Below are 21518 nucleotides of genomic sequence, written 5' to 3' on the forward strand. Positions count from 1 at the left end.
CCTTCCCTGTGCGGTCAGCTGAGACCGACTCAGATGTCGAGGAAGCGGACGTCCTTGGCGTTGCGCTGGATGAACTGGCGGCGGGCTTCCACGTCCTCGCCCATCAGGACCGAGAACAGGTCGTCGGCCTGGGCTGCGTCGTCGAGGGTGACCTGGCCGAGGACCCGGTGCTCCTGGTCCATCGTGGTCACGCGCAGTTCCTCGGCGTTCATCTCACCGAGACCCTTGAAGCGCTGGATCGAGTCCTCGCGGACGCGCTTGCCGCGCTGCCGGCCCATCTCGATCAGCGCGTCGCGCTCGCGGTCGGAGTACGCGTACTCGGTGTCGTCCCGGCCCCACTTGATCTTGTAGAGCGGCGGGCGGGAGAGGTACACGTGCCCGGCCTCGACCAGGGGCCGCATGAAGCGGAACAGGAAGGTCAGCAGCAGGGTGCTGATGTGCTGACCGTCGACGTCGGCGTCCGCCATCAGGATGATCTTGTGGTAGCGGAGCTTCTCGATGTCGAAGTCCTCGTGCACACCCGTGCCGAAGGCCGAGATCAGCGCCTGGATCTCCTGGTTCTGCAGGATCTTGTCGATCCTGGCCTTCTCGACGTTGAGGATCTTGCCGCGGATCGGGAGGATCGCCTGGTACTGCGGGTTCCGGCCCGACTTGGCCGAGCCGCCGGCGGAGTCACCCTCGACGATGAAGATCTCGCACTTGGTCGGGTCGTTCGACTGGCAGTCGGAGAGCTTGCCCGGCAGCGAGGCCGACTCCAGCAGGCCCTTGCGCCGGGTCAGGTCGCGGGCCTTGCGGGCCGCCACGCGCGCGGTGGCCGCCTGGATGCCCTTGCGGATGATGTCGGCGGCCTCGACCGGGTTGCGGTCCAGCCAGTCGTTGAGGTGCTCGTACACCGCCCGCTGCACGAAGGTCTTCGCCTCCGTGTTGCCCAGCTTGGTCTTGGTCTGGCCCTCGAACTGCGGCTCGCTCAGCTTGACCGAGATGATCGCCGTCAGACCCTCGCGGATGTCGTCACCCGTGAGGTTGTCGTCCTTGTCGCGCAGCAGCTTCTTGTCCCGCGCGTACTTGTTGATCAGCGAGGTCAGCGCCGCACGGAAACCCTCCTCGTGCGTACCGCCCTCATGGGTGTGGATGATGTTGGCGAACGAGTACACGCCCTCGCTGTAGCCGCTGTTCCACTGCATCGCGACCTCGAGGGACAGGCTCTTGTCCTTGTCCTCGGCCTCCAGGTCGATGACCGTGGGGTGCACCAGGTCGCCCTTGCGGGAGTTGAGGTACTTCACGAAGTCGACGATGCCGCCCTCGTAGTGGTACGTGACGGTCTTGACCTCGTCCTTCTCGTCGGCGCCCGCCTCGTCCGCACCGGTCACGGCCTTCGCCGACTCGCGCTCGTCGGTGAGCTTGATCGTCAAGCCCTTGTTGAGGAACGCCATCTCCTGGAAGCGCCGCGACAGCGTCTCGAAGGAGTACTCGGTGGTCTCGAAGATGTCCGGGTCGGCCCAGAAGGTCACGGAGGTGCCCGTCGCCTCGATCGCCTCGTGCTTGGCGAGCGGGGCCGTGGGGACACCCAGCTTGTAGTCCTGCGTCCAGCGGTGACCGTCCGTCCGGACCTCGACGGACACCTTCGACGACAAGGCGTTCACGACGGACACGCCGACACCGTGCAGACCGCCGGAGACCGCGTAACCGCCGCCGCCGAACTTGCCGCCCGCGTGCAGCACGGTCAGCACGACCTCAACGGCCGGCTTTCCCTCGGAGGGCACGATGCCCACCGGGATGCCACGGCCGTTGTCGACGACACGCACACCGCCGTCGGCCAGGATCGTCACGTCGATGGTGTCCGCGTGGCCGGCCAGCGCCTCGTCGACGGAGTTGTCGACCACCTCGTACACGAGGTGGTGCAGACCACGCTCCCCGGTCGAGCCGATGTACATACCGGGTCGCTTGCGGACCGCGTCCAGACCCTCGAGGACGGTGATGGCACTGGCGTCGTACGAAGCCGTGACCTCCCCGTTCGAGGAGGTCGCCGGGCCGTTCGCGCCCGTGTCGGTGGACGGGATGTTCTCGTTGGGGTTGCCGGAATCGGCCACGAAGCGCCCTTTCTGGCACTGGCACAGCACGAGCCGGGCTCCTGGAAACGCCCCCTCCGGGGGAGGGTTCGGAGCGGCTGCGGCATGTTGCGTTGGTCAAGCCCTGATCAGCGTTGCTCAGCTTTTCCCGAGCGGTCCCCACGTTTGGGGCGGGATTGGCTTCCAGTCTACCGGTAGCGCCGACAGTGATGGGGGTTTGCCGGTACCTGAGTCCGCATGTGCCGCCCTCAACCGGTCTCGCTCGGGTCCCGATATACGGAAGGGGGCTCCAAGAGGCTCACAGCGGCACTCAGCGCTTTGGGACGTCAACCCTTCGCTACCCCCCGGCCAGCCCGGGATTCGCAAGAGCGTGCACAGAGCGGCCGACCCCGTGCCGAACGGCCGGAACGCACCCGCGGCCGGCCCCTGCGATCTTCTTATGTGAGTTCCGTCACCCGTAGGTGTCACCGGGCCCCGTACTGCCCGGGGCACGCAGCGGCCCATGGCGACGGGCGGGTCCGCCGGGCCCGAACACCTTGATCAACCGGACCGCGCCATGACCGAGATCCTCATTGAGACGGGCCACCAGCGTCGGCCCCAGCAGACGCAGATTCGTCGCCCAGGCCGTGGAGTCACAGCGCACGACCAGAACCCGCTCGTCCTCGTCGTACTTCTCCGGAACACAGTGCTTGGCCACGTCCTCGCCGACGATCTGCGGCCAGCGGCCCATCACACCGCCCACCGCCGCCGGAGTCTCCCAGCCCCGCTCGGTGATCAGCCGGTTGATCGCCGCGCCCAGCGCCATCGGATCACGGCCGTCCGCGCGCGCCCCGGAACGCAGACCCCCGCGCCGCGCCTGCTTCTTCTGCTGCGCCACGTCACCACGCGCGCGTGCCTGCTCCTTCGCCGCGCGCAGCGCCACGCGCGCGAGATCGACACCCGAAGGCTCGCGACCCTTCTCGCGGGCCCTCTCAGGGACCTGCTGCGCACCCTGCTGCGGCCCCTTCTCGGAGCCGGGCCCCTCGGTGCTCATACCCGCTCCACCGTCCCCCCGGACACGGCGTACCGGACGCCCTCCAGCACATGCGGTACGTCGTCGTCGACCGCGGCCGTCACCAGCACCTGCTCACCGGGCGCGACCAGCTCGGCCAGCCGCTCGCGCCGCCGGGCGTCCAACTCGGCGAAGACGTCGTCGAGGACCAGCACCGGCTCATTGCCCTCCGCGCGCAGCAGGTCGTACGACGCCAGACGCAACGCCAGCGCGAAGGACCAGGACTCGCCGTGCGAGGCGTATCCCTTGGCAGGCAGCTGGCCGAGTTTGAGAACCAGATCGTCCCGGTGCGGGCCCACGAGGGTCACCCCCCGCTCGATCTCCTGCTTGCGGGCGTCCGCCAGAGCCGCCATCAGCTGCGCGTACAGATCCTCACGGCTGTGCGCCTCACCGGGCGCCGACGGCTTGTACTCCAGCGCGACCGGGCCACCGCCCGGAGCCAGCTGCTCGTACGCCTTGTCGGCCAGCGGCCGGACCGCGGCGATCAGATCCAGCCGCTGGGCCAGCAACTCGGCACCTGCCCGCGCCAGATGCTGGTCCCACACATCCAACGTGGACAGATCCATCGAGCGGCCACCGTGCCGGCGGGCCAGCGCCGCCGACTTCAACAGCGTGTTGCGCTGCTTGAGCACCCGCTCGTAGTCGGAGCGCACCCCCGCCATGCGCGGGGAACGCGCGGTGACCATCTCGTCCAGGAAGCGGCGCCGCTCCCCGGGATCGCCCTTGACCAGGGCGAGGTCCTCGGGCGCGAACAGCACGGTCCGTACGATCCCCAGCACGTCCCGCGGCCTGACCTGCGAGGACCGGTTGATGCGGGCCCGGTTGGCCCGGCCGGGGTTCAGCTCCAGCTCGACCAGCTGCTGCCGCTCGCCCTGCCGGACCTGTGCGCGGACCACCGCGCGATCGGCGCCCATCCGCACCAGGGGCGCGTCGGAGGCGACACGGTGGCTGCCGAGCGTGGCCAGGTAACCGATCGCCTCCACGAGGTTCGTCTTGCCCTGCCCGTTCGGGCCGACGAAGGCCGTGACACCCGGGTCGAGCGGGACCTCGGCCCGGGCGTACGAGCGGAAGTCGGCCAGCGACAGGTGCGTGACGTGCATGGTCGTTCGCCGACCTCCCCCAGGGTTGTGGATCGCCGTGCGACCCTGTGGACAAGTTCTTGCGTCTTCGCCCGGCTCTTCCGCCGTCGTCGAGTCCGCGCTACGGCTTCTTCTCGACCGCGTGGCCGCCGAACTGGTTGCGCAGCGCGGCGACCATCCTCATCTGCGGCGAGTCCTCCTGACGGGAGGAGAACCGCGCGAACAGCGACGCGGTGATCGCCGGCAGCGGCACCGCGTTGTCGATGGCGGCTTCCACGGTCCAGCGACCCTCGCCCGAGTCCTGGGCGTAGCCCCGCAGCCCGGCCAGGTGCTCGTCCTCGTCGAGGGCGTTCACCGCCAGGTCGAGCAGCCAGGAACGGATGACCGTGCCCTCCTGCCAGGAGCGGAAGACCTCACGGACGTTCTCCACGGAGTGGACCTTCTCCAGCAGCTCCCAGCCCTCGGCGTAGGCCTGCATCATGGCGTACTCGATGCCGTTGTGGACCATCTTCGCGAAGTGGCCCGCACCGACCCGGCCCGCGTGCACCGCCCCGGATTCGCCCTCCGGCTTGAGCGCGTCGAAGACCGGCTGCACCTTGGCGACGTTCTCGGCGTCGCCGCCGTACATCAGCGCGTAGCCGTTCTCCAGGCCCCAGACGCCGCCGGAGACGCCGCAGTCGACGAAACCTATGCCCTTGGCGGCCAGCTCCTCGGCGTGCCTCTCGTCGTCCGTCCAGCGGGAGTTGCCGCCGTCCACGACCACGTCGCCGGGCTCCAGCAGCTCGGCGAGCCGGTCGATCGTCGACTGGGTGGGCGCACCGGCGGGGACCATCACCCAGACCACGCGCGGGCCCGAGAGCTTACCCACAAGCTCTTCCAGGCTGTGGACATCCGCGAGGTCAGCGTTGCGGTCGTATCCGACGACGGTGTGACCCGCGCGGCGGATACGCTCGCGCATGTTGCCGCCCATCTTGCCGAGGCCGACGAGACCGAGCTCCATCAGTTGTGTTCCTTAGGTCGCTGTGTGGCGTGAGAGGCACTGTCGTACCCGTGTCCGAGCCTAAACCCGGACTCTCCCGCACAGCTGTGGGCATACGCGCTCATTCGTATGCCCTCACCTGCGGCTTTGCCGGAGCCGGCGACCAGCCGCCGAAGCGACCGCAGGCTCAGCCGCTCAGCCGCACCGGCATACTGCGGTCTTGTGGGGGATAACCCCCACACCCCCAGCCGTCGGACACTCACGGCCGGCCGCAGACTCAGCCGCTCAGCCGCACCGGCATGATCAGGTACTTGTAGGCCTCGTCCGCCTCGGCGTCCACCGCCGGCTTGCCGCTGAGCAGGGCGGGCTTGGTGGACGTCGTGAACGACAGCTGGGCCACCGGGGAGTCGATCGCGCTCAGACCGTCCAGCAGGAAGGTCGGGTTGAACGCGATGGAGATGTCGTCACCCTCGAGCTGGGCGTCGACCCTTTCCACAGCCTGTGCGTCGTCGCTGGAGCCCGCCTCCAGGATGAGCACGCCCTGCTCGAAGCTGAGCCGCACCGGGGTGTTCCGCTCGGCGACCAGGGCCACACGCTTGACGGCCTCCACGAACGGGGCGGTCTCGATCACGGCGACGGAGTTGAACTCGGTCGGGAACAGTGTGCGGTACTTCGGGAGGTCGCCCTCCAGCAGGCGGGTCGTCGTACGGCGGCCGGCGCCCTCGAAACCGATCAGGCCCTCGCCGGCGCCCGAGCCGGACAGCGCCAGGATCACGTTGTCGCCGCTGGTCAGCGCCTTGGCGGTGTCCTGGAGCGTCTTGGCGGGGACCAGCGCGACCGCGGAGACGTCCGGGATCTCCGGCTTCCACAGGAACTCCCGGACCGCGAAGCGGTAGCGGTCGGTGGAGGCCAGCGTCACCGTGTCGCCCTCGATCTCGATGCGCACACCGGTGAGCACGGGCAGCGTGTCGTCACGGCCGGCGGCGATGGCGACCTGCTGCACCGCGGAGGCGAAGACCTCGCCGGGGACGGTGCCGGTCGCGTTCGGCATCTGGGGCAGCGCCGGGTACTCCTCCACAGGCAGGGTGTGGAGGGTGAACCGCGAGGAGCCGCAGACCACGGTCGCCCGTACACCGTCTGTGGAGATCTCCACCGGGCGGTTGGGCAGGGCGCGGGAGATGTCGGCGAGCAGACGGCCCGAGACGAGGACCGTGCCCTCTTCCTCGACCTCCGCCTCGACGGACACCCGCGCCGAGACCTCGTAGTCGAAGCTGGACAGGCTCAGCTGGCCCTCCTCCGCCCTCAGCAGCAGGCCGGCGAGGACAGGCGCCGGCGGACGGGCCGGGAGGCTGCGTGCCGCCCAGGCCACTGCCTCCGCGAGTACGTCGCGTTCCACCCGGATCTTCACCGTAAGCCGCCTCCTGCTGCTGTTGCCTCTGAGTCCTCCGACTCGGTGTCACAGCCCACTGCGACGGGAAGGACACCGGGGACCAGTCTGACGCACCGCACTGACAGTAGGTGCCTGTCGGGGTCAAGTCGCTCCGAGGGGCAGCCGGGCTCGAGACGGCGGGTTGTGCACAGGCCCCGCTTCGAAACGGATTTCCCGCTCTCTCTAGTCGGGAGTAGTAGTAGGGCCTGTGGATACCGTGGATAACCACGTTTTCCCAGCTCAGAGGCAAGATTTTGTCCACTGGTCCTGTGGGTGACGCCGGTGGACAACCGAGGCGTTCTGTGGAGAACAGAAAGTTCTGCACACAGCACCCACAGCCCGAGGCCGGTTCTCCCCAGCTGCGTCCCCAGATTTACCCACGTTTCCCACACCCCAATCCGGCACCTTGGTGTGACGGCTTTCACTCGAGGAGGTGATCGGGGGCGTCGCGTTGCCGAACAGTGGACAGCGATGTGGAGAAGCTGCCGATCACTGGGGACAACGGCCCCCAGTCTGTGGGTTGTCGGTGGACAACTTCATGCACAGCCTGTGGATCCTCGCTTCGTCCACAGTCTGTGGAGATCGTTCGTCCACGGATCCACAGGGGCATGAGCTGGGCTGATGCCCTTTCAACCGCACAGCCTGTGGACGGTTTCGGGACAACTCCGCGGTCCCCAGGATGTGGACGCAAGAAAGTGGCCCAATCTGTGGAGAGAGGCCGTAACGCGGCCGGTATTCGAACAGCGGGTGGCCGCGCCATGACGAAGGGCGCCCCCGGGAACTGTCCCGGGGGCGCCCTCGGTGCCGTCGTGGGGCTGTGTCAGCCGTTCTTGATGCGGTTGGTCAGCTCCGTCACCTGGTTGTAGATGGAGCGGCGCTCGGCCATCAGCGCGCGGATCTTGCGGTCGGCGTGCATGACCGTCGTGTGGTCCCGGCCGCCGAACTGAGCGCCGATCTTCGGCAGCGACAGGTCGGTGAGCTCGCGGCAGAGGTACATGGCGATCTGGCGGGCGGTGACGAGCGCGCGGCCGCGCGAGGTCCCGCACAGGTCCTCCACCGTCAGCCCGAAGTAGTCGGCGGTCGCCGCCATGATCGCCGTCGCGGTGATCTCAGGGGCCGAGTCCTCGCCGCCGGGGATCAGGTCCTTCAGGACGATCTCGGTCAGGCCCAGGTCCACCGGCTGCCGGTTGAGCGAGGCGAACGCGGTCACCCGGATCAGCGCGCCCTCCAGCTCCCGGATGTTGCGGGAGATCCGGGAGGCGATGAACTCCAGCACCTCCGGCGGGGCGTTCAGCTGCTCCTGCACCGCCTTCTTGCGCAGGATGGCGATGCGCGTCTCCAGCTCGGGCGGCTGGACGTCGGTGATCAGGCCCCACTCGAAACGGTTCCGCAGCCGGTCCTCCAGCGTGACCAGCTGCTTGGGCGGCCGGTCGCTGGACAGCACGATCTGCTTGTTGGCGTTGTGGAGCGTGTTGAAGGTGTGGAAGAACTCCTCCTGCGTCGACTCCTTGTCCGCCAGGAACTGGATGTCGTCGACGAGCAGGATGTCCATCTCTCGGTAGCGCTTGCGGAAGCTGTCGCCCTTGCCGTCGCGGATGGAGTTGATGAACTCGTTGGTGAACTCCTCGGAGCTCACGTACCGCACGCGTGTGCCCGGGTAGAGGCTGCGGGCGTAGTGCCCGATCGCGTGCAGCAGGTGTGTCTTGCCGAGCCCGGACTCCCCGTAGATGAAGAGGGGGTTGTACGCCTTCGCCGGCGCCTCGGCGACGGCCACCGCGGCCGCGTGCGCGAAGCGGTTGGAGGCGCCGATGACGAAGGTGTCGAAGAGGTACTTCGGGTTCAGCCGCGCGGTCGGCTCGCCGGGGCCGGTCGCCGGTGCGGGCTGCGCGGCCAGAGGGCCGGGGGCGCCGGTCGTGGGCAGGTTCGGGCCCACGGGGCCGCCGCGGTGCACATGGCCGGCGCCGGCCGGCGGCTCGGGCGGCTCACGGCGGGCGGGGTCGCGCTGGTCGTAGTCGGAGCGCGGCTTGTCGTAGTCCGGGCGTGCCTGCTCGTAGTCGGAGCGCGGCTTGTCGTACGGCGGCTCGTAGGACGGGCGGTCCATCGCCTGCGGTCGGTAGTCCTGCGGCGGGGTGCCGTACGCGTCACGATGCGGCTCGCCGTACGCGTCACGGTGCGGCTCGCCGTACGCGTCACGTCGTGACTCCCCGTACGAATCCTGGGACGGCGACGCGTACGGGTCGCGCTCGGGAAAGCCGAGGCGCTGCTGCTGCCAGCCGTATTCGTCGTGGGACGGACGTGGCCAGGCGCCGGGCTCGGGCCGCTGGTACTCGGACGGGTAGGCCGGCCGGGCCATGGGCAGCTGGTCGTCGGCCCGGTGGCGGCCGTAGCCCTCGTACTGTCCGGTGGGGAGCTCGGGCTCCTCGTAGCGCGGCTGTGGCTGCGACTGGGCGGGGGGCGCGGGCGGGGCCGGGGGCTCGCCCGCGGAGTCGTCGACGGTGATCGCGATCCGGATCGGGCGGCCGCACTCGCGGCTCAGGGTCTCGCTGACGATCGGGGCGAGCCGGCCCTCCAGTACGCCCTTCGCGAATTCGTTCGGTACGGCCAGCAGAGCGGTGTCCGCGACCAGCGCGAGCGGCTGGCAGCGCCTGATCCAGTGCTCGTCCTTGGTCTCCACCCCCTGGCCGCGACCTTCTCCGAGGAGTTGCTCGAGTACTCGTGGCCACACTGCGGCAAGATCGGCAGGTACGTCAGCCACAGGGCACGCTCTCTCACAGGTCCCACGAACGTGTGGTGCGCGGGACGGGTCGGGATGTCAATCGGCGGGGCGGGGGACAAAGGAACGAATCGGAGTCCAGTCACGGTAGTCAGGGCGACGGGTACGGTTCAAGTTGTTGTCCCCAGCCTGTGGACAGTGTCTCTGCGTGACCCCCGGTTTGACCGGATGGCTCAGCCCCGCGTACCGTAACCAGGTCGAGTTGTCGATGGCTGCTGCCGCCTGCCTCCGATGGGCACAGATCGCTGAAGGTGATCGGGAAGCGGTGCACTCGGGCGTGACGCGAGCTACTCGTGGGCGCACGGTGACAGCCAGGGCGGCACCCCGCCACTACCGATTGATTTCTGGAGCCCCCGAGTGAGCAAGCGCACCTTCCAGCCGAACAACCGTCGTCGCGCGAAGACCCACGGCTTCCGGCTGCGTATGCGCACCCGTGCCGGCCGCGCGATTCTCGCGTCCCGCCGTAGCAAGGGTCGCGCCCGTCTGTCCGCCTGATTCCGATCAGGTCATGACGTCGTGCTGCCCACCGAGAACCGGCTGAGGCGGCGCGAGGACTTCGCGACCGCGGTACGACGGGGTCGCCGGGCCGGCCGCCCGCTCCTCGTCGTCCACCTTCGTAGCGGTGCCACGGACCCGCACGCGCCTGGGGAGAGCGCTCCCCCGACGCGTGCGGGTTTCGTCGTGAGCAAGGCTGTGGGTGGAGCGGTCGTCAGGAACTCAGTGAAGCGCAGGCTTCGCCATCTGATGCGTGACCGAGTCGCCCTGTTTCCCCCCGGTAGCCTGGTAGTCGTACGAGCGCTGCCCGGAGCGGGCGACGCAGACCACGCACAGCTGGCCCGAGACCTGGACGCCGCCCTTCAGCGGCTGCTGGGAGGGGGCGCGCGATGAAGTACCCGCTGCTGGCTCTGATCAAGCTGTACCAGTGGACGATCAGCCCACTGCTCGGGCCGGTGTGCAAGTACTACCCGTCGTGCTCCCACTACGGCTACACGGCCATCGACCGGCACGGTGCGATCAAGGGCACGGCACTCACCGCCTGGCGCATCCTGCGGTGCAATCCGTGGTCGCTGGGCGGGGTGGACCATGTTCCGCCGCGCAAGCGCCCGCGGTGGCACGAAATGCTGCGTGACGCCTGGCGGGCACGCAGGGGCGGGCCCTCCGCCGCCGAACCGGCCCTCGAAGGAACTGTTCCTCCGGAACCTCCTTCGAGCCCGGCCGCAGAGACCTCGTCCCATGCCCAAGGAGCATGATTAGTGGACACGATTGCCAGCCTCTTCAGCTTCATCACGACACCCGTTTCGTGGGTCATCGTCCAGTTCCACACGGTGTACGGCGCCATTTTCGGCCCTGACACCGGGTGGGCCTGGGGCTTGTCCATCGTCTCCTTGGTGATCCTGATCCGTATCTGCCTGATCCCGCTCTTCGTGAAGCAGATCAAGGCGACCCGGGCGATGCAGACGCTCCAGCCCGAGATGAAGAAGATCCAGGAGCGCTACAAGAACGACAAGCAGCGCCAGTCCGAAGAGATGATGAAGCTGTACAAGGAGTCGGGTACCAACCCGCTCTCCTCGTGCCTTCCCATCCTGGCGCAGTCCCCGTTCTTCTTCGCCCTGTACCACGTGCTCAACGGGATCGCGTCGGGCACGACCATCGGCGTCATCAACGAGTCGCTGCTGGCCAGTGCCCGTAAGGCGCACATCTTCGGAGCTCCGCTGGCCGCGAAGTTCAAGGATGGCTCCGCCACCGTCCAGGCTCTGGGCGCCACGGTCACCGATGTGCGGGTCGTCACCGCTGTCATGATCATCCTCATGTCGGCGTCGCAGTTCTACACGCAGCGCCAGCTGATGACGAAGAACGTCGACACGACGGTGAAGACGCCGTTCATGCAGCAGCAGAAGATGCTGATGTACGTCTTCCCCGTGATGTTCGCCGTCTTCGGTATCAACTTCCCGGTCGGCGTCCTCGTCTACTGGCTGACCACCAACGTGTGGACCATGGGCCAGCAGATGTACGTCATCCACAACAACCCGACCCCGGGTTCCAAGGCTCAGGCCGCCTACCTGGAGCGTCTGACCAAGCACGTCACGCACCACGGCAAGATCAGCCGGCGCAGCGAGAAGGCGATCGTCAAGGCGATCGTCGCCAAGGGCCGTGACCGCAACGAGTTCGAGCGCAAGTTCATCAACGGCCTGAGCAAGGCCGGTCTCGCGGCCCAGGCCGACGGGTCCGTGGTGAAGAGCGAGGGCCAGGCCGTCGCGCAGACCGAGGACGGTGCGACCACCGCGACCGCCACCGCCACCGCTGCGAAGCGACAGCAGCCCAAGCGCCAGTCCAAGGCCCAGCGCCAGTCCGGCGGGCCGAAGCAGGCCGGCGAGCCCACGTCGTCCATGTCGCTCGAGAAGTCCGACGAGCCCGAGGACGTCCAGTCGGACGCCAGGCAGGACGCCAAGCCTGCCGCCGCCAGCAAGGCCGCTCAGAAGCCCGGTAACGGCACCCGCAGCAGGGCCCAGTCCGGGCAGCGCAAGGGTGGCCCGCAGCGGCCCAAGTCCCCGTCCAAGAAGTAAGAAGGAGCCCATCCCGTGACGGAAGGCACCACCTCCGCCGCTGCCGAGGGTGCAGACACCCTCACTCGCCTGGAGCAGGAAGGCGAGATCGCGGCGGACTACCTCGAGGGTCTGCTGGACATCGCCGACCTCGACGGCGACATCGACATGGATGTCGAGGCCGACCGTGCCTCTGTGTCGATCATCAGCGACACGGGCAGCCGCGACCTGCAAAAGCTGGTCGGCCGGGACGGCGAGGTGCTGGAGGCGCTGCAGGAACTGACGCGGCTGGCTGTGCACCGGGAGACCGGCGACCGCAGCCGGCTGATGCTGGACATCGCCGGCTACCGGGCCAGGAAGCGCTCGGAGCTGTCCGAGCTGGGTGCCAAGGCCGCTGCGGAGGCCAAGAGCAGCGGTGAGCCCGTGAAGCTCAAGCCGATGACCCCGTTCGAGCGGAAGGTCGTGCACGACGCGGTCAAGACCGCGGGCCTGCGCAGCGAGTCCGAGGGCGAGGAGCCGCAACGCTTCGTCGTCGTGCTGCCCAACTGATTCGGTTCGTACGTTCCCTCGGCCCCGTCTGTTGCGCAGGCGGGGCCGAATTTTGTCAGCCTGGTAGTTCTGGTGATCGGCGCTGGGTGCGCTGATGCGGTACGGAAGGACGGTCCCCGTGACGGAGGCAGCGGAGCTCCCCCCTGTGCCCGAGCAGGCGCGGGAGGTGTTTGGTGATCGCTTCGCCGATGCGGTGCGTTACGCGGAGCTGCTCGCCGAGGCGGGTGTGCAGCGAGGGCTGATCGGCCCCCGTGAAGTGCCCCGCCTCTGGGAGCGGCATCTGCTCAACTGCGCGGTGCTCTCTGAGGTGGTCCCCGAGGGTGTGACCGTGTGCGACGTCGGCTCGGGTGCCGGCCTGCCGGGGATTCCGCTGGCGCTCGTCAGAAGCGACCTGAAGATCACTTTGCTGGAGCCGCTGCTTCGGCGGACGAACTTCCTGACCGAGGTCGTCGAGCTGCTGGGCCTGGACCATGTGACCGTTGTGCGTGGCCGTGCCGAGGAGGTCATGGGCAAGGTGCCGCCGGTGCATGTGGTGACGGCCCGCGCGGTCGCTCCGCTGGACCGGTTGGCCACCTGGGGCATCCCGCTGTTGCGGCCGTACGGCGAAATGCTGGCGCTCAAGGGGGACACCGCGGAGGAGGAGCTGAAGGCTGCGGCCACGGCTCTGAGCAAGCTCGGTGCGGTGTCGACATCCATCCTCCAGGTCGGTGCGGGGGTGGTGGATCCCTTGTCCACCGTGGTGCGGGTAGAGGTGGGGGAAAGTCCCGGCGGTGTGCGCTTCGCGGCCAAGCGGGCCAAGGCGGCCCGTACGGGACGGACGCGCAGGCGGCGGTGAGGCGTACTCCACACAAGCTGCCAAACCCGCTCATGACGGAGTGTCGCGACAGTCCGGACGGCCTGGCTGTGCATCGTGTTTCACGTGAAACGTCGCTCACTGCTGCACGGCATCATCAGTCGCGGCCGCGCCGCGGCCGAACCGCGTGACCGGAAGCCTCTTGGTTCACTCGGAGAGGCAACGGAGTTGTCCACAGAGGTGGATTTCTCCACAGATCGCCAGGCCTCACTGGTTCACGACCCCGAAGGCATGGCAGGCTCTGTTCATTGCGAGCCTGAAGTCGAGGAGAGTGAATCCTTGCGGTCCGACGCCAACATCGCGGGACCGATGACCGATCCGGTCCCCGGTCCCCGTACCGAGTCGATGGGGGCGGATGTTTCACGTGAAACACCGCCTCCGATGGACGACACTCCCATCGGTCGCGCTGCCCAGCTGGCGGTGGAGGCTCTGGGTCGTGCCGGTGAAGGCCTGCCACGGCCTGAACAGACCAGGGTCATCGTGGTCGCCAACCAGAAGGGCGGTGTCGGCAAGACGACGACGACCGTCAATCTTGCCGCCTCGCTGGCTCTGCACGGTGGGCGTGTCCTGGTGATCGACCTCGATCCCCAGGGCAATGCTTCCACCGCCCTGGGGATCGACCACCACGCCGAAGTCCCATCCATCTATGACGTGTTGGTCGAGAGCAAGCCCCTGGCAGAGGTGGTCCAGCCGGTCCCCGATGTGGAAGGTCTTTTCTGCGCCCCCGCCACGATCGATCTCGCCGGTGCGGAGATCGAGCTGGTGTCCCTGGTGGCACGGGAGAGCCGGCTGGACCGGGCGATCCGGGCCTACGAGCAGCCGCTGGACTACATCCTCATCGACTGCCCGCCGTCGCTCGGTCTGCTGACGGTCAATGCACTGGTGGCGGGTCAGGAGGTCCTGATCCCGATCCAGTGCGAGTACTACGCGCTGGAGGGGCTGGGGCAGCTGCTGCGCAACGTCGACCTGGTGAGGGGGCACCTCAACCCCGCGCTGCATGTGTCGACGATCCTGCTCACCATGTACGACGGCCGGACACGGCTCGCGTCCCAGGTCGCGGAAGAGGTGCGCACGCACTTCGGTGACGAGGTGCTGCGGACGAGCATTCCCCGCTCGGTACGTATCTCCGAGGCGCCGAGCTACGGGCAGACGGTGCTGACGTACGATCCAGGCTCGAGTGGTGCCCTCTCCTATCTTGAGGCGGCACGAGAAATCGCCCTGAAGGGCGTCGGTGTCAGCTATGACCCGACCAGTGCCCACATCGGCGCACAGAGCAACCCGAGCATGGTGGAGGGTATCCAGTGAGCGAGCGACGGAGGGGGCTGGGCCGTGGTCTCGGCGCATTGATCCCTGCTGCCCCGACGGAGAAGAACCCGGCTTCGGCCGCGGTGGGCGGTACGGCGTCCACGTCCCCTGCAGCGATGCCGGTGCTGACGACCGACCGGGGAGTGGCCGCCGCAAAGGTCGCTACGCTCCCGGCGGTCGCTGAGGAGACCGAGGAGCAGTCGGTGTCCGGCGGCACGGAGGCGCCCGGGGCTCCGGTGGGGGCCCACTTCGCGGAGATCCCTCTCGACGCGATCTCGCCGAACCCTCGCCAGCCACGCGAGGTCTTCGACGAGGACGCGCTGCAGGAACTGGTCACCTCCATCAAGGAGGTCGGCCTCCTCCAGCCCGTCGTCGTGCGGCAGCTGGGTTCTGACCGGTACGAGCTCATCATGGGTGAGCGGCGCTGGCGGGCCTGCCGTGAGGCCGGGCTCGAGGCGATTCCGGCGATCGTGCGGGCTACGGACGATGAGAAGCTCCTCCTGGACGCGCTGCTGGAGAACCTGCACCGCGCTCAGCTGAACCCGATCGAAGAGGCGGCGGCCTACGATCAGCTGCTGAAGGACTTCAACTGCACTCACGACCAGCTGGCGGACCGGATCGGCCGTTCCCGCCCGCAGGTCTCCAACACGCTGCGTCTGTTGAGGCTCTCGCCGAAGGTTCAGAACCGAGTGGCTGCCGGTGTGCTCTCCGCCGGGCACGCGCGGGCGCTCCTGTCCGTCGAGGACCCGGAGGAGCAGGAACGCCTCGCCTACCGGGTCGTGGCCGAGGGGCTCTCTGTGCGGTCCGTTGAGGAGATCGTGACCCTGATGGGCTCACGACCGAAGCGGACCCAGCGGTCCAAGGGGCCGCGGGCCGGCTCCGTGCTCTCCCCGGCTCTGACCGAGCTCGCCACGCGTCTGTCGGATCGTTTCGAGACCCGGGTGAAGGTGGACCTGGGTCAGCAGAAGGGCAAGATCACCGTCGAGTTCGCCTCGCCGGAGGATCTCGACCGGATTCTGAGCACGCTTGCTCCGGGCGAGAAGCTGAAGCTCCAGAAGAGTCTTTCGGAGGGGGATGCCGAGGACTCGGAGGGCTGAGCCTGCGGCCGCACCAGGGGGTCGCGCCCGGCTGGCGAGGGAGCGGGTCGTGTTCCGGTAAGTACCGGGACACGACCCGCTCTTTGCGTTCAGCCGGTATCGGGGTAATCGCATCGTGGATACGATGCGATCAGGTATGGCGCATTCACCTGGCGGCACCTCTGAGGGGGAGGCGGAGGCCATGCGATCGGTGAGCCGGTCCGGACTGGTGAGGACGGGCCTGGGGCTCGGCGCGGTCGGCGGGTTCGTCGGCGGTCTGCTCAGGGAACGGAGTGTACTGACAGCCGCTCGCGAGGCCGCGGGCGAAGGAAGTGAGGAACAGCCTTCATGGGGCGTCGGCTCGTACCGCTCACGCTGGACAACCTTCAGGACCTTCCCAAGCGCTGTCGCTCGTGCGTCTTCTGGGAACTGGACCCGGTCAGCGGTGAAGCAGCGATAAAGGCGGGCACGGCCGCGTTGGAGAAGGAGGCGTGGATCTCCGCCGTGCTGTTGGACTGGGGGTCCTGCGGACGGGTCGTCTACGTCGACGACATCCCTGTCGGCTTCGTGCTCTACGCTCCCCCGGCCTACGTCCCGCGTTCCACGGCGTTTCCCACGAGCCCGGTCTCCCCGGACGCGGTGCAGTTGATTACTGGGTTCATCATGCCCGGCTATCAGGGACAGGGCCTCGGCCGGGTGATGGTTCAGACGGTCGCCAAGGATCTTCTGCGTCGGGGGTTCAAAGCGATCGAAGCGTTCGGTGATGCCCGGTGGAAGGAATCGGCGTGTCTGCTGCCGGCCGACCATCTACTGGCCGTGGGCTTCAAGACCGTCCGGCAGCACCCGGCCCATCCTCGATTGCGGCTGGAGCTGAGATCGACGCTCTCCTGGAAGGAAGATGTGGAGATGGCGATCGACCGGTTGCTGGGAGCCGTACAGAAGGAACCGGCGCTGCGACCCCTCTGAAACGAATGGGCCAACCCCACGGGGTTGGCCCATTCGTGTTTCACGTGAAACGTCAGCCGGCGATGAAGTCCTCGAGGTCGCGGACGATCGCGGCCTTGGGCTTGGCGCCGACGATGGTCTTGGCGACCTCGCCGTGCTGGTACACGTTCAGGGTCGGGATCGACATGACGCCGTACTTCGCAGCCGTACCCGGGTTCTCGTCGATGTTGAGCTTGACGATCTCGATCTTGTCGCCGTATTCGGCGGCGATCGCCTCGAGGGAGGGCGCGATCTGGCGGCACGGACCGCACCAGGCGGCCCAGAAGTCCACGAGGACGGGCTTGTCGCTCTTGAGGACGTCCTGCTCGAAGGAGTCGTCGGTCACGTTCTTCAGGTCGGCCACGAGTGGCTCCTAACTGGTGCGGTGGGGTGGAAGGGGGTCAGACGGCGGTCTTCTCGGGCTCGGCCGGCTCCTCGTCCGTGAGGGCGGAGAGGAAGCGCTCGGCGTCCAGGGCGGCGGAACAACCCGTGCCGGCCGCGGTGATCGCCTGTCGGTAGGTGTGGTCGACCACGTCACCGGCGCCGAAGACACCGGTCAGGTTGGTCCGGGTGGAGGGCGCGGCGACCTTCAGGTAGCCCTCCTCGTCCAGGTCCAGCTGGCCCTTGAACAGCTCGGTCCGCGGGTCGTGGCCGATCGCGATGAACAGGCCGGTCACCGGCAGGTCCGAGAGTTCGCCGGTCTTGAGGTTGCGCAGCTTGAGGCCGGAGAGCTTCTGGTCGCCCTGGATCTCGGCGACCTCGCTGTCCCAGACGAACTTGATCTTCGGGTCGGCGAAGGCACGCTCCTGCATGGCCTTGGAGGCCCGCAGGGTGTCCCGGCGGTGGACGATGGTCACGGACTTGGCGAAGCGGGAGAGGAAGGTGGCCTCCTCCATCGCGGTGTCACCACCACCGATCACGGCGATGTCCTGGTCCTTGAAGAAGAACCCGTCACAGGTGGCGCACCAGGAGACACCCCGGCCGGAGAGCGCGTCCTCGTTCGGCAGACCGAGCTTGCGGTGCTGGGAGCCTGTGGTGACGATGACGGCCTTGGCCCGGTGGACCGTGCCCGCGGTGTCCGTGACGGTCTTGATCTCTCCGGTCAGGTCGACCGAGACGACGTCGTCCGGGATCAGCTCGGCACCGAAGCGCTCCGCCTGGGCGCGCATGTTGTCCATCAGGTCGGGTCCCATGATGCCGTCGCGGAAGCCCGGGAAGTTCTCCACCTCGGTGGTGTTCATCAGTGCACCGCCGGCGGTGACGGCTCCCTCGAACACCAGGGGCTTCAGCGACGCTCGCGCGGTGTAGAGCGCCGCCGTGTAGCCGGCGGGCCCGGAGCCGATGATGATCACGTTACGGACGTCGCTCACGGCTTGATTCCTCGTCTCTGGTCTGCGTCAGTCGACCGGTGGGAGTCCCTTTCGGAGCTCTCACCCACCCAACGGATCCTAAGGGGCGTGCATTCCCGGTGTGTCCGGGCACACGGCGTTCACCCACGGTACGGATAACCGCGCTCGGCCGGGACGAAGCGCCTTTTGCTCAGTGGCGTGCGAGCGACTGCTTGACCAGGACCTTGCCCGCCGATGCGGGCTGTCGGCTGACACAGGAAGCGTCGATGACATAAGCCGTGACCCGGCTGCTGTGGGAGGGGTTGGAGAGAACGACGAGGAAGGCGTTCTTTCCTTCGTACGTGCCGGTCTTCGTGCCGAGGATGTCGCCGTTGGCCTGGATGCCTTTTCGGATGCACTGCGGTACGGGGACGGAAGGCTGGATCAGGGTCTTCGCACCATCGCTGTGCTGCGGGTCCTTCTTCGTCGAGTTGGTCGAGGTCGTGGAGAGGAGACCGTCCACCTGGCTCTTGATGTCGCGCCCGGAGAAGGTGCCGACGGAGGTCGTCCGGTGACCCTGTGCGGTGGTGTTCGATCCACCGTGTGAGTGCAGGAAGAGGGAGACGGAGCCCACGACGGCAGCGGTGAGAACGGATCCCAGTACGACGAACCTGCGTCGACGGGCGCGTCCGCGGCTCTGGCGGCCCGGACCGGTTGCTGTGCGGGAGTGTCCGGCGGGACGGTCCGCAGCGATCGGTGTTTCACGTGAAACGTGAGCGTCGACGTCCGTGACCGTCTGCCGTGCCTCGGCAGCGAGGGCGGCATCTATGCGGTCGGCGACGTCGACGGGCATGTGGGTCGGCCCCGGCAGGGTGCCCAGGAGGCCCCTGATCTCTTCGAGCGAGGCATGGACGTCGGCGCAGAGCTCGCACTCCTGCAGATGGCGACGTAGATCCTCGGTCCGGGAGGCCGGCAGGAGACCTTCAGTGAGGTCGGAGATTTCGGCGACGTCCGGGTGCCCAGCCGTGTCTGTCGTGGAACTCACGCTCGCCCACCTCCACCCTTCACTGTGTCCTGAGGCCCCGCTGCGGGTGGGACGGATGTCCCCTGCGTCCGGTTCCGTGCCGGGTCCGCTTCTTTTCCGTCGCTGTGGTTCCCGGGCCGTAGATGGGAGAGCAGCGGTAGGAGTCTGGCTCTGCCCCGGGCACACCGGCTCTTCACCGTGCCCGTCGGCACGTCCAGGACACGGGCGGCTTCCGCGACGGGGTAGCCCTGCATGTCCACGAGGACGAGGGCGGCGCGCTGATCGGCGGGGAGAGTACCGAGCGCCTCCAGGAGCTGGCGGTGCAGATCGTTCCGCTCGGCCGGGGCGGAGGCCTCCTCGTGCGGATCCAGCAGCTGTTCCAGGCGCTCGGTGTCGTCGACGGGGGCGGTCTTCCGGGACGCCGCCTTGCGAGCACGGTCCAGGCAGGCGTTCACCGTGATCCGATGCAGCCAGGTGGTGACGGCCGACTGGCCCCGGAAGGTGTGCGCGGCCCGGTAGGCGGACACGAGGGCGTCCTGAACCGCGTCAGCGGCCTCCTCACGGTCCCCCAGCGTCCGGAGGGCCACGGCCCAGAGTCGGTCGCGGTGCCGCCGCACGATCTCACCGAAGGCTTCGAGGTCACCTTTGACGTGGCGGGCGAGGAGCTCCTGATCGCTCGCTGCCTCGTAATCGGTGCCCTCCGGCATCTGACCCCCTCGCCTCCGGTGAGACGTCAGCCCGTGAACTTCACTTCGGTGATCGCCTGCTTGAAGCCGGCCTCGGAGTAGGCGGAAGGATCCGCGCCCGAGTAGGGCACGGCCGTGATCCACACGAGGACGTACTGCGTCTTCACCGACTTGGAGACCTTCACCGTGGCGCTGTCCCCTGCCGTCGTGACAGAACCGATCTTGTCCATCGAGTCCAGCGACGCCGGTGTCAGTGAGTCGGCGGCGTACAGATCGACCGTCGTGTGATTGCCCGCATAGCGGAGTCCGATGGTCGCGGCGGAGAGATTCCCCGAGGAGCCGAGGTCGTACACGATGCCCACACCCGGCTTGTACGGCGCGAGGGGGGGACCTTGCACGAAGGTGCTGGTCTTCCAGTACGTCGAGGCGCTTCCGTCGTACGTCTTCTTGACGTCGCCGGGGTGCTGTGCGTCGCCCTTGACGACGAACTCCTGGGCGTTCTGGATCTTCCTGAGCGTGGTGATCGGACGGGCCTTCTTGTTGTTCTTACCGCCTCCGTCCGTCGTCTGCGTCGAAGGCGTGTCGTCGGACTTGCCGCTCTGGTTCAGCAGGGCGTCCGCGAGTTGCCAGCTGCCCAGGCCCAGGGCGGCGATGAGGAGAGCGGAGACCGCCCACTTCAGGGCCTTGCCGGTGCGGCTCTGCAGTGGGGGCGGTGGGGTCGTGAGCGGCTGGGTGATGCCCGGGTGCGTGGCGGACCGGCCATACGTGCCCTGCTGGTACGTGGTGCGCTGGTACTCCGGCGGTGCCGTGAAGGCGGGCTCCGGCGGCCGGATACGCGGCATCTCACCGATCGCCTTCACCAGCTCCTCCGGCGTGGTGCACGGCGACTCGTGCCGGGAGGCCGTGGCGCCGTCGTTGGCCAGCGCCCGCATGGCAAGCTCGGACAGCCCCCGGTGGACGCCGGCCCGCACCTGGTCCGGCGGGATCAGCCCGATGTCCTTGGGCAGGCCGGACAGGCCGTAGGCGTCGTTCTCGTACGGCCAGCGCTGGGTGAGTGCCGCGTACAGCAGGGCGCCGATCGCCTCGGTGTCGGTGCGTTGCGGGGTGTCGGAGCTGATGCCGCGCAGCGCCGCGTTCACGGCCAGGCCGCGGATGCGCCACTGGCCGGTGGAGGCGCGCAGTACGGCGTTCGGGTTGAGGCGCAGATGGGCGAGGCCCTCACGGTGGGCGGCGGCCATGGCGGAGGCGACCTGGCTGACCAGCTGGTAGGCGTCGTGGGGTTCCAGTGGCCCGGCGGACAGCAGCGTGGACAGTTCGGTGGCGTCGGGCAGCCACTCGTGCACGACGTACACGAGGTCGTTCTCGTCGACGGCGTCCAGGACCTGGACGAACCGGGGGTCGCCGAGCAGCGCGGAGGAGCGGGCGGCGGCCAGCACCGAGCGGGCTCGTGCATGCTCCGCGGGCAGTACGTGGACGCCGACGGCGCGGCGGAGTTTCTCGTCCACCGCTCGCCAGCTGCTGAATCCGTCCAGACGGGTGACGCACTCCTCGAGGCGATAGCGTCTGGCCAGCTTGTGACCGCTGTGCAGTTCGGGAGGTGAGGCCTTCTCGCGGCCGTCCGTCCCGTTGCTCCCTTCCGCCTCGTCGCTGTCCGTGTCCCGCTCCGGGTTCTGGGCCACCCCGTCGGCCGTGGACTGGTCCGCCTTGGCGGTCAGCGGCTCATCACCGCTGTTGTCTGCCACGTCGACGGCAGCCGTGCTCCGTTCCGCCACCGTCGTTCCCTGCCTCCC

Annotated in this window: 20 protein-coding genes; 9 read left to right on the plus strand and 11 right to left on the minus strand. The window is 68.2% G+C overall.

Going from position 1 to position 21518, the window contains the following annotated elements:
- Positions 1-29: 29 nt before the first annotated feature.
- The 6 genes from gyrB to dnaA all read right to left on the minus strand — a co-directional run bounded on the left by gyrB (position 30) and on the right by dnaA (position 9362).
- Positions 30-2090 carry a DNA topoisomerase (ATP-hydrolyzing) subunit B gene (gene gyrB, locus ACWC21_RS05635; protein ID WP_450878462.1) on the minus strand — a complete coding sequence of 687 codons (2061 nt, stop codon included), beginning with the start codon at positions 2088-2090 and terminating at the stop codon, positions 30-32.
- A 430-nt stretch (positions 2091-2520) separates the two neighbouring features.
- Positions 2521-3102 (minus strand): DUF721 domain-containing protein, encoded by a 582-nt coding sequence (locus tag ACWC21_RS05640; protein ID WP_450878464.1) that lies wholly within the window; start codon positions 3100-3102, stop codon positions 2521-2523.
- Complete coding sequence (recF, locus tag ACWC21_RS05645) at positions 3099-4220, minus strand: DNA replication/repair protein RecF (RefSeq protein WP_450878466.1); 1122 nt, start codon at positions 4218-4220, stop codon at positions 3099-3101. The genes ACWC21_RS05640 and recF overlap by 4 nt, the downstream gene beginning before the upstream one ends.
- A 100-nt stretch (positions 4221-4320) precedes the next feature.
- Positions 4321-5199 (minus strand): phosphogluconate dehydrogenase (NAD(+)-dependent, decarboxylating), encoded by an 879-nt coding sequence (gene gnd, locus ACWC21_RS05650; protein ID WP_450878468.1) that lies wholly within the window; start codon positions 5197-5199, stop codon positions 4321-4323.
- Positions 5200-5455: 256 nt separating this feature from the next.
- Entirely contained in the window at positions 5456-6586 is a 1131-nt protein-coding gene (dnaN, locus tag ACWC21_RS05655) for a DNA polymerase III subunit beta (RefSeq protein WP_450878470.1), read from the minus strand.
- Positions 6587-7427: 841 nt separating this feature from the next.
- Positions 7428-9362, minus strand: coding sequence for a chromosomal replication initiator protein DnaA (gene dnaA, locus ACWC21_RS05660; protein ID WP_450878472.1), 1935 nt, complete (start codon positions 9360-9362; stop codon positions 7428-7430).
- Positions 9363-9737: 375 nt separating this feature from the next.
- On the opposite strand from dnaA, the gene rpmH reads away from it, so the two are divergent.
- The 9 genes from rpmH (at position 9738) to ACWC21_RS05705 (ending at position 16672) form a co-directional block, all read left to right on the plus strand.
- On the plus strand, positions 9738-9875 hold the full coding sequence (gene rpmH, locus ACWC21_RS05665; RefSeq protein WP_003956500.1) for a 50S ribosomal protein L34: 138 nt from the start codon (positions 9738-9740) through the stop codon (positions 9873-9875).
- A gap of 21 nt (positions 9876-9896) precedes the next feature.
- Positions 9897-10268 carry a ribonuclease P protein component gene (gene rnpA, locus ACWC21_RS05670; RefSeq protein WP_388792541.1) on the plus strand — a complete coding sequence of 124 codons (372 nt, stop codon included), beginning with the start codon at positions 9897-9899 and terminating at the stop codon, positions 10266-10268.
- Positions 10265-10630 carry a membrane protein insertion efficiency factor YidD gene (gene yidD / locus ACWC21_RS05675; protein WP_450878474.1) on the plus strand — a complete coding sequence of 122 codons (366 nt, stop codon included), beginning with the start codon at positions 10265-10267 and terminating at the stop codon, positions 10628-10630. The genes rnpA and yidD overlap by 4 nt, the downstream gene beginning before the upstream one ends.
- A 3-nt stretch (positions 10631-10633) precedes the next feature.
- Complete coding sequence (gene yidC, locus ACWC21_RS05680; protein ID WP_450878476.1) at positions 10634-11944, plus strand: membrane protein insertase YidC; 1311 nt, start codon at positions 10634-10636, stop codon at positions 11942-11944.
- A 15-nt stretch (positions 11945-11959) separates the two neighbouring features.
- On the plus strand, positions 11960-12472 hold the full coding sequence (locus ACWC21_RS05685; protein WP_388792535.1) for a Jag family protein: 513 nt from the start codon (positions 11960-11962) through the stop codon (positions 12470-12472).
- Between the two features lie 118 nt (positions 12473-12590).
- Positions 12591-13307, plus strand: coding sequence for a 16S rRNA (guanine(527)-N(7))-methyltransferase RsmG (gene rsmG / locus ACWC21_RS05690; protein WP_450878479.1), 717 nt, complete (start codon positions 12591-12593; stop codon positions 13305-13307).
- A gap of 249 nt (positions 13308-13556) precedes the next feature.
- On the plus strand, positions 13557-14630 hold the full coding sequence (locus ACWC21_RS05695) for a ParA family protein (protein WP_450878809.1): 1074 nt from the start codon (positions 13557-13559) through the stop codon (positions 14628-14630).
- On the plus strand, positions 14627-15727 hold the full coding sequence (locus tag ACWC21_RS05700) for a ParB/RepB/Spo0J family partition protein (protein WP_450878481.1): 1101 nt from the start codon (positions 14627-14629) through the stop codon (positions 15725-15727). Before ACWC21_RS05695 ends, ACWC21_RS05700 begins: the two co-directional genes overlap by 4 nt.
- Positions 15728-16054: 327 nt before the next feature.
- Positions 16055-16672, plus strand: coding sequence for a GNAT family N-acetyltransferase (locus ACWC21_RS05705; RefSeq protein ID WP_450878483.1), 618 nt, complete (start codon positions 16055-16057; stop codon positions 16670-16672).
- A 52-nt stretch (positions 16673-16724) separates the two neighbouring features.
- On the opposite strand, the gene trxA is transcribed toward ACWC21_RS05705, so the two are convergent.
- The 5 genes from trxA to ACWC21_RS05730 all read right to left on the minus strand — a co-directional run bounded on the left by trxA (position 16725) and on the right by ACWC21_RS05730 (position 21500).
- Positions 16725-17054, minus strand: coding sequence for a thioredoxin (gene trxA, locus ACWC21_RS05710; protein WP_450878485.1), 330 nt, complete (start codon positions 17052-17054; stop codon positions 16725-16727).
- A 37-nt stretch (positions 17055-17091) separates the two neighbouring features.
- Positions 17092-18060 carry a thioredoxin-disulfide reductase gene (gene trxB, locus ACWC21_RS05715; RefSeq protein ID WP_450878487.1) on the minus strand — a complete coding sequence of 323 codons (969 nt, stop codon included), beginning with the start codon at positions 18058-18060 and terminating at the stop codon, positions 17092-17094.
- Between the two features lie 169 nt (positions 18061-18229).
- Positions 18230-19063 (minus strand): anti-sigma factor family protein, encoded by an 834-nt coding sequence (locus tag ACWC21_RS05720; protein ID WP_450878489.1) that lies wholly within the window; start codon positions 19061-19063, stop codon positions 18230-18232.
- Positions 19060-19749 carry an RNA polymerase sigma factor SigM gene (sigM, locus tag ACWC21_RS05725; protein WP_450878491.1) on the minus strand — a complete coding sequence of 230 codons (690 nt, stop codon included), beginning with the start codon at positions 19747-19749 and terminating at the stop codon, positions 19060-19062. Before sigM ends, ACWC21_RS05720 begins: the two co-directional genes overlap by 4 nt.
- A 26-nt stretch (positions 19750-19775) precedes the next feature.
- Entirely contained in the window at positions 19776-21500 is a 1725-nt protein-coding gene (locus ACWC21_RS05730) for a protein kinase family protein (RefSeq protein WP_450878493.1), read from the minus strand.
- Between the last annotated feature and the right edge of the window lie 18 nt (positions 21501-21518).

The sequence above is a fragment of the Streptomyces sp. NPDC001348 genome, assembly GCF_053597535.1.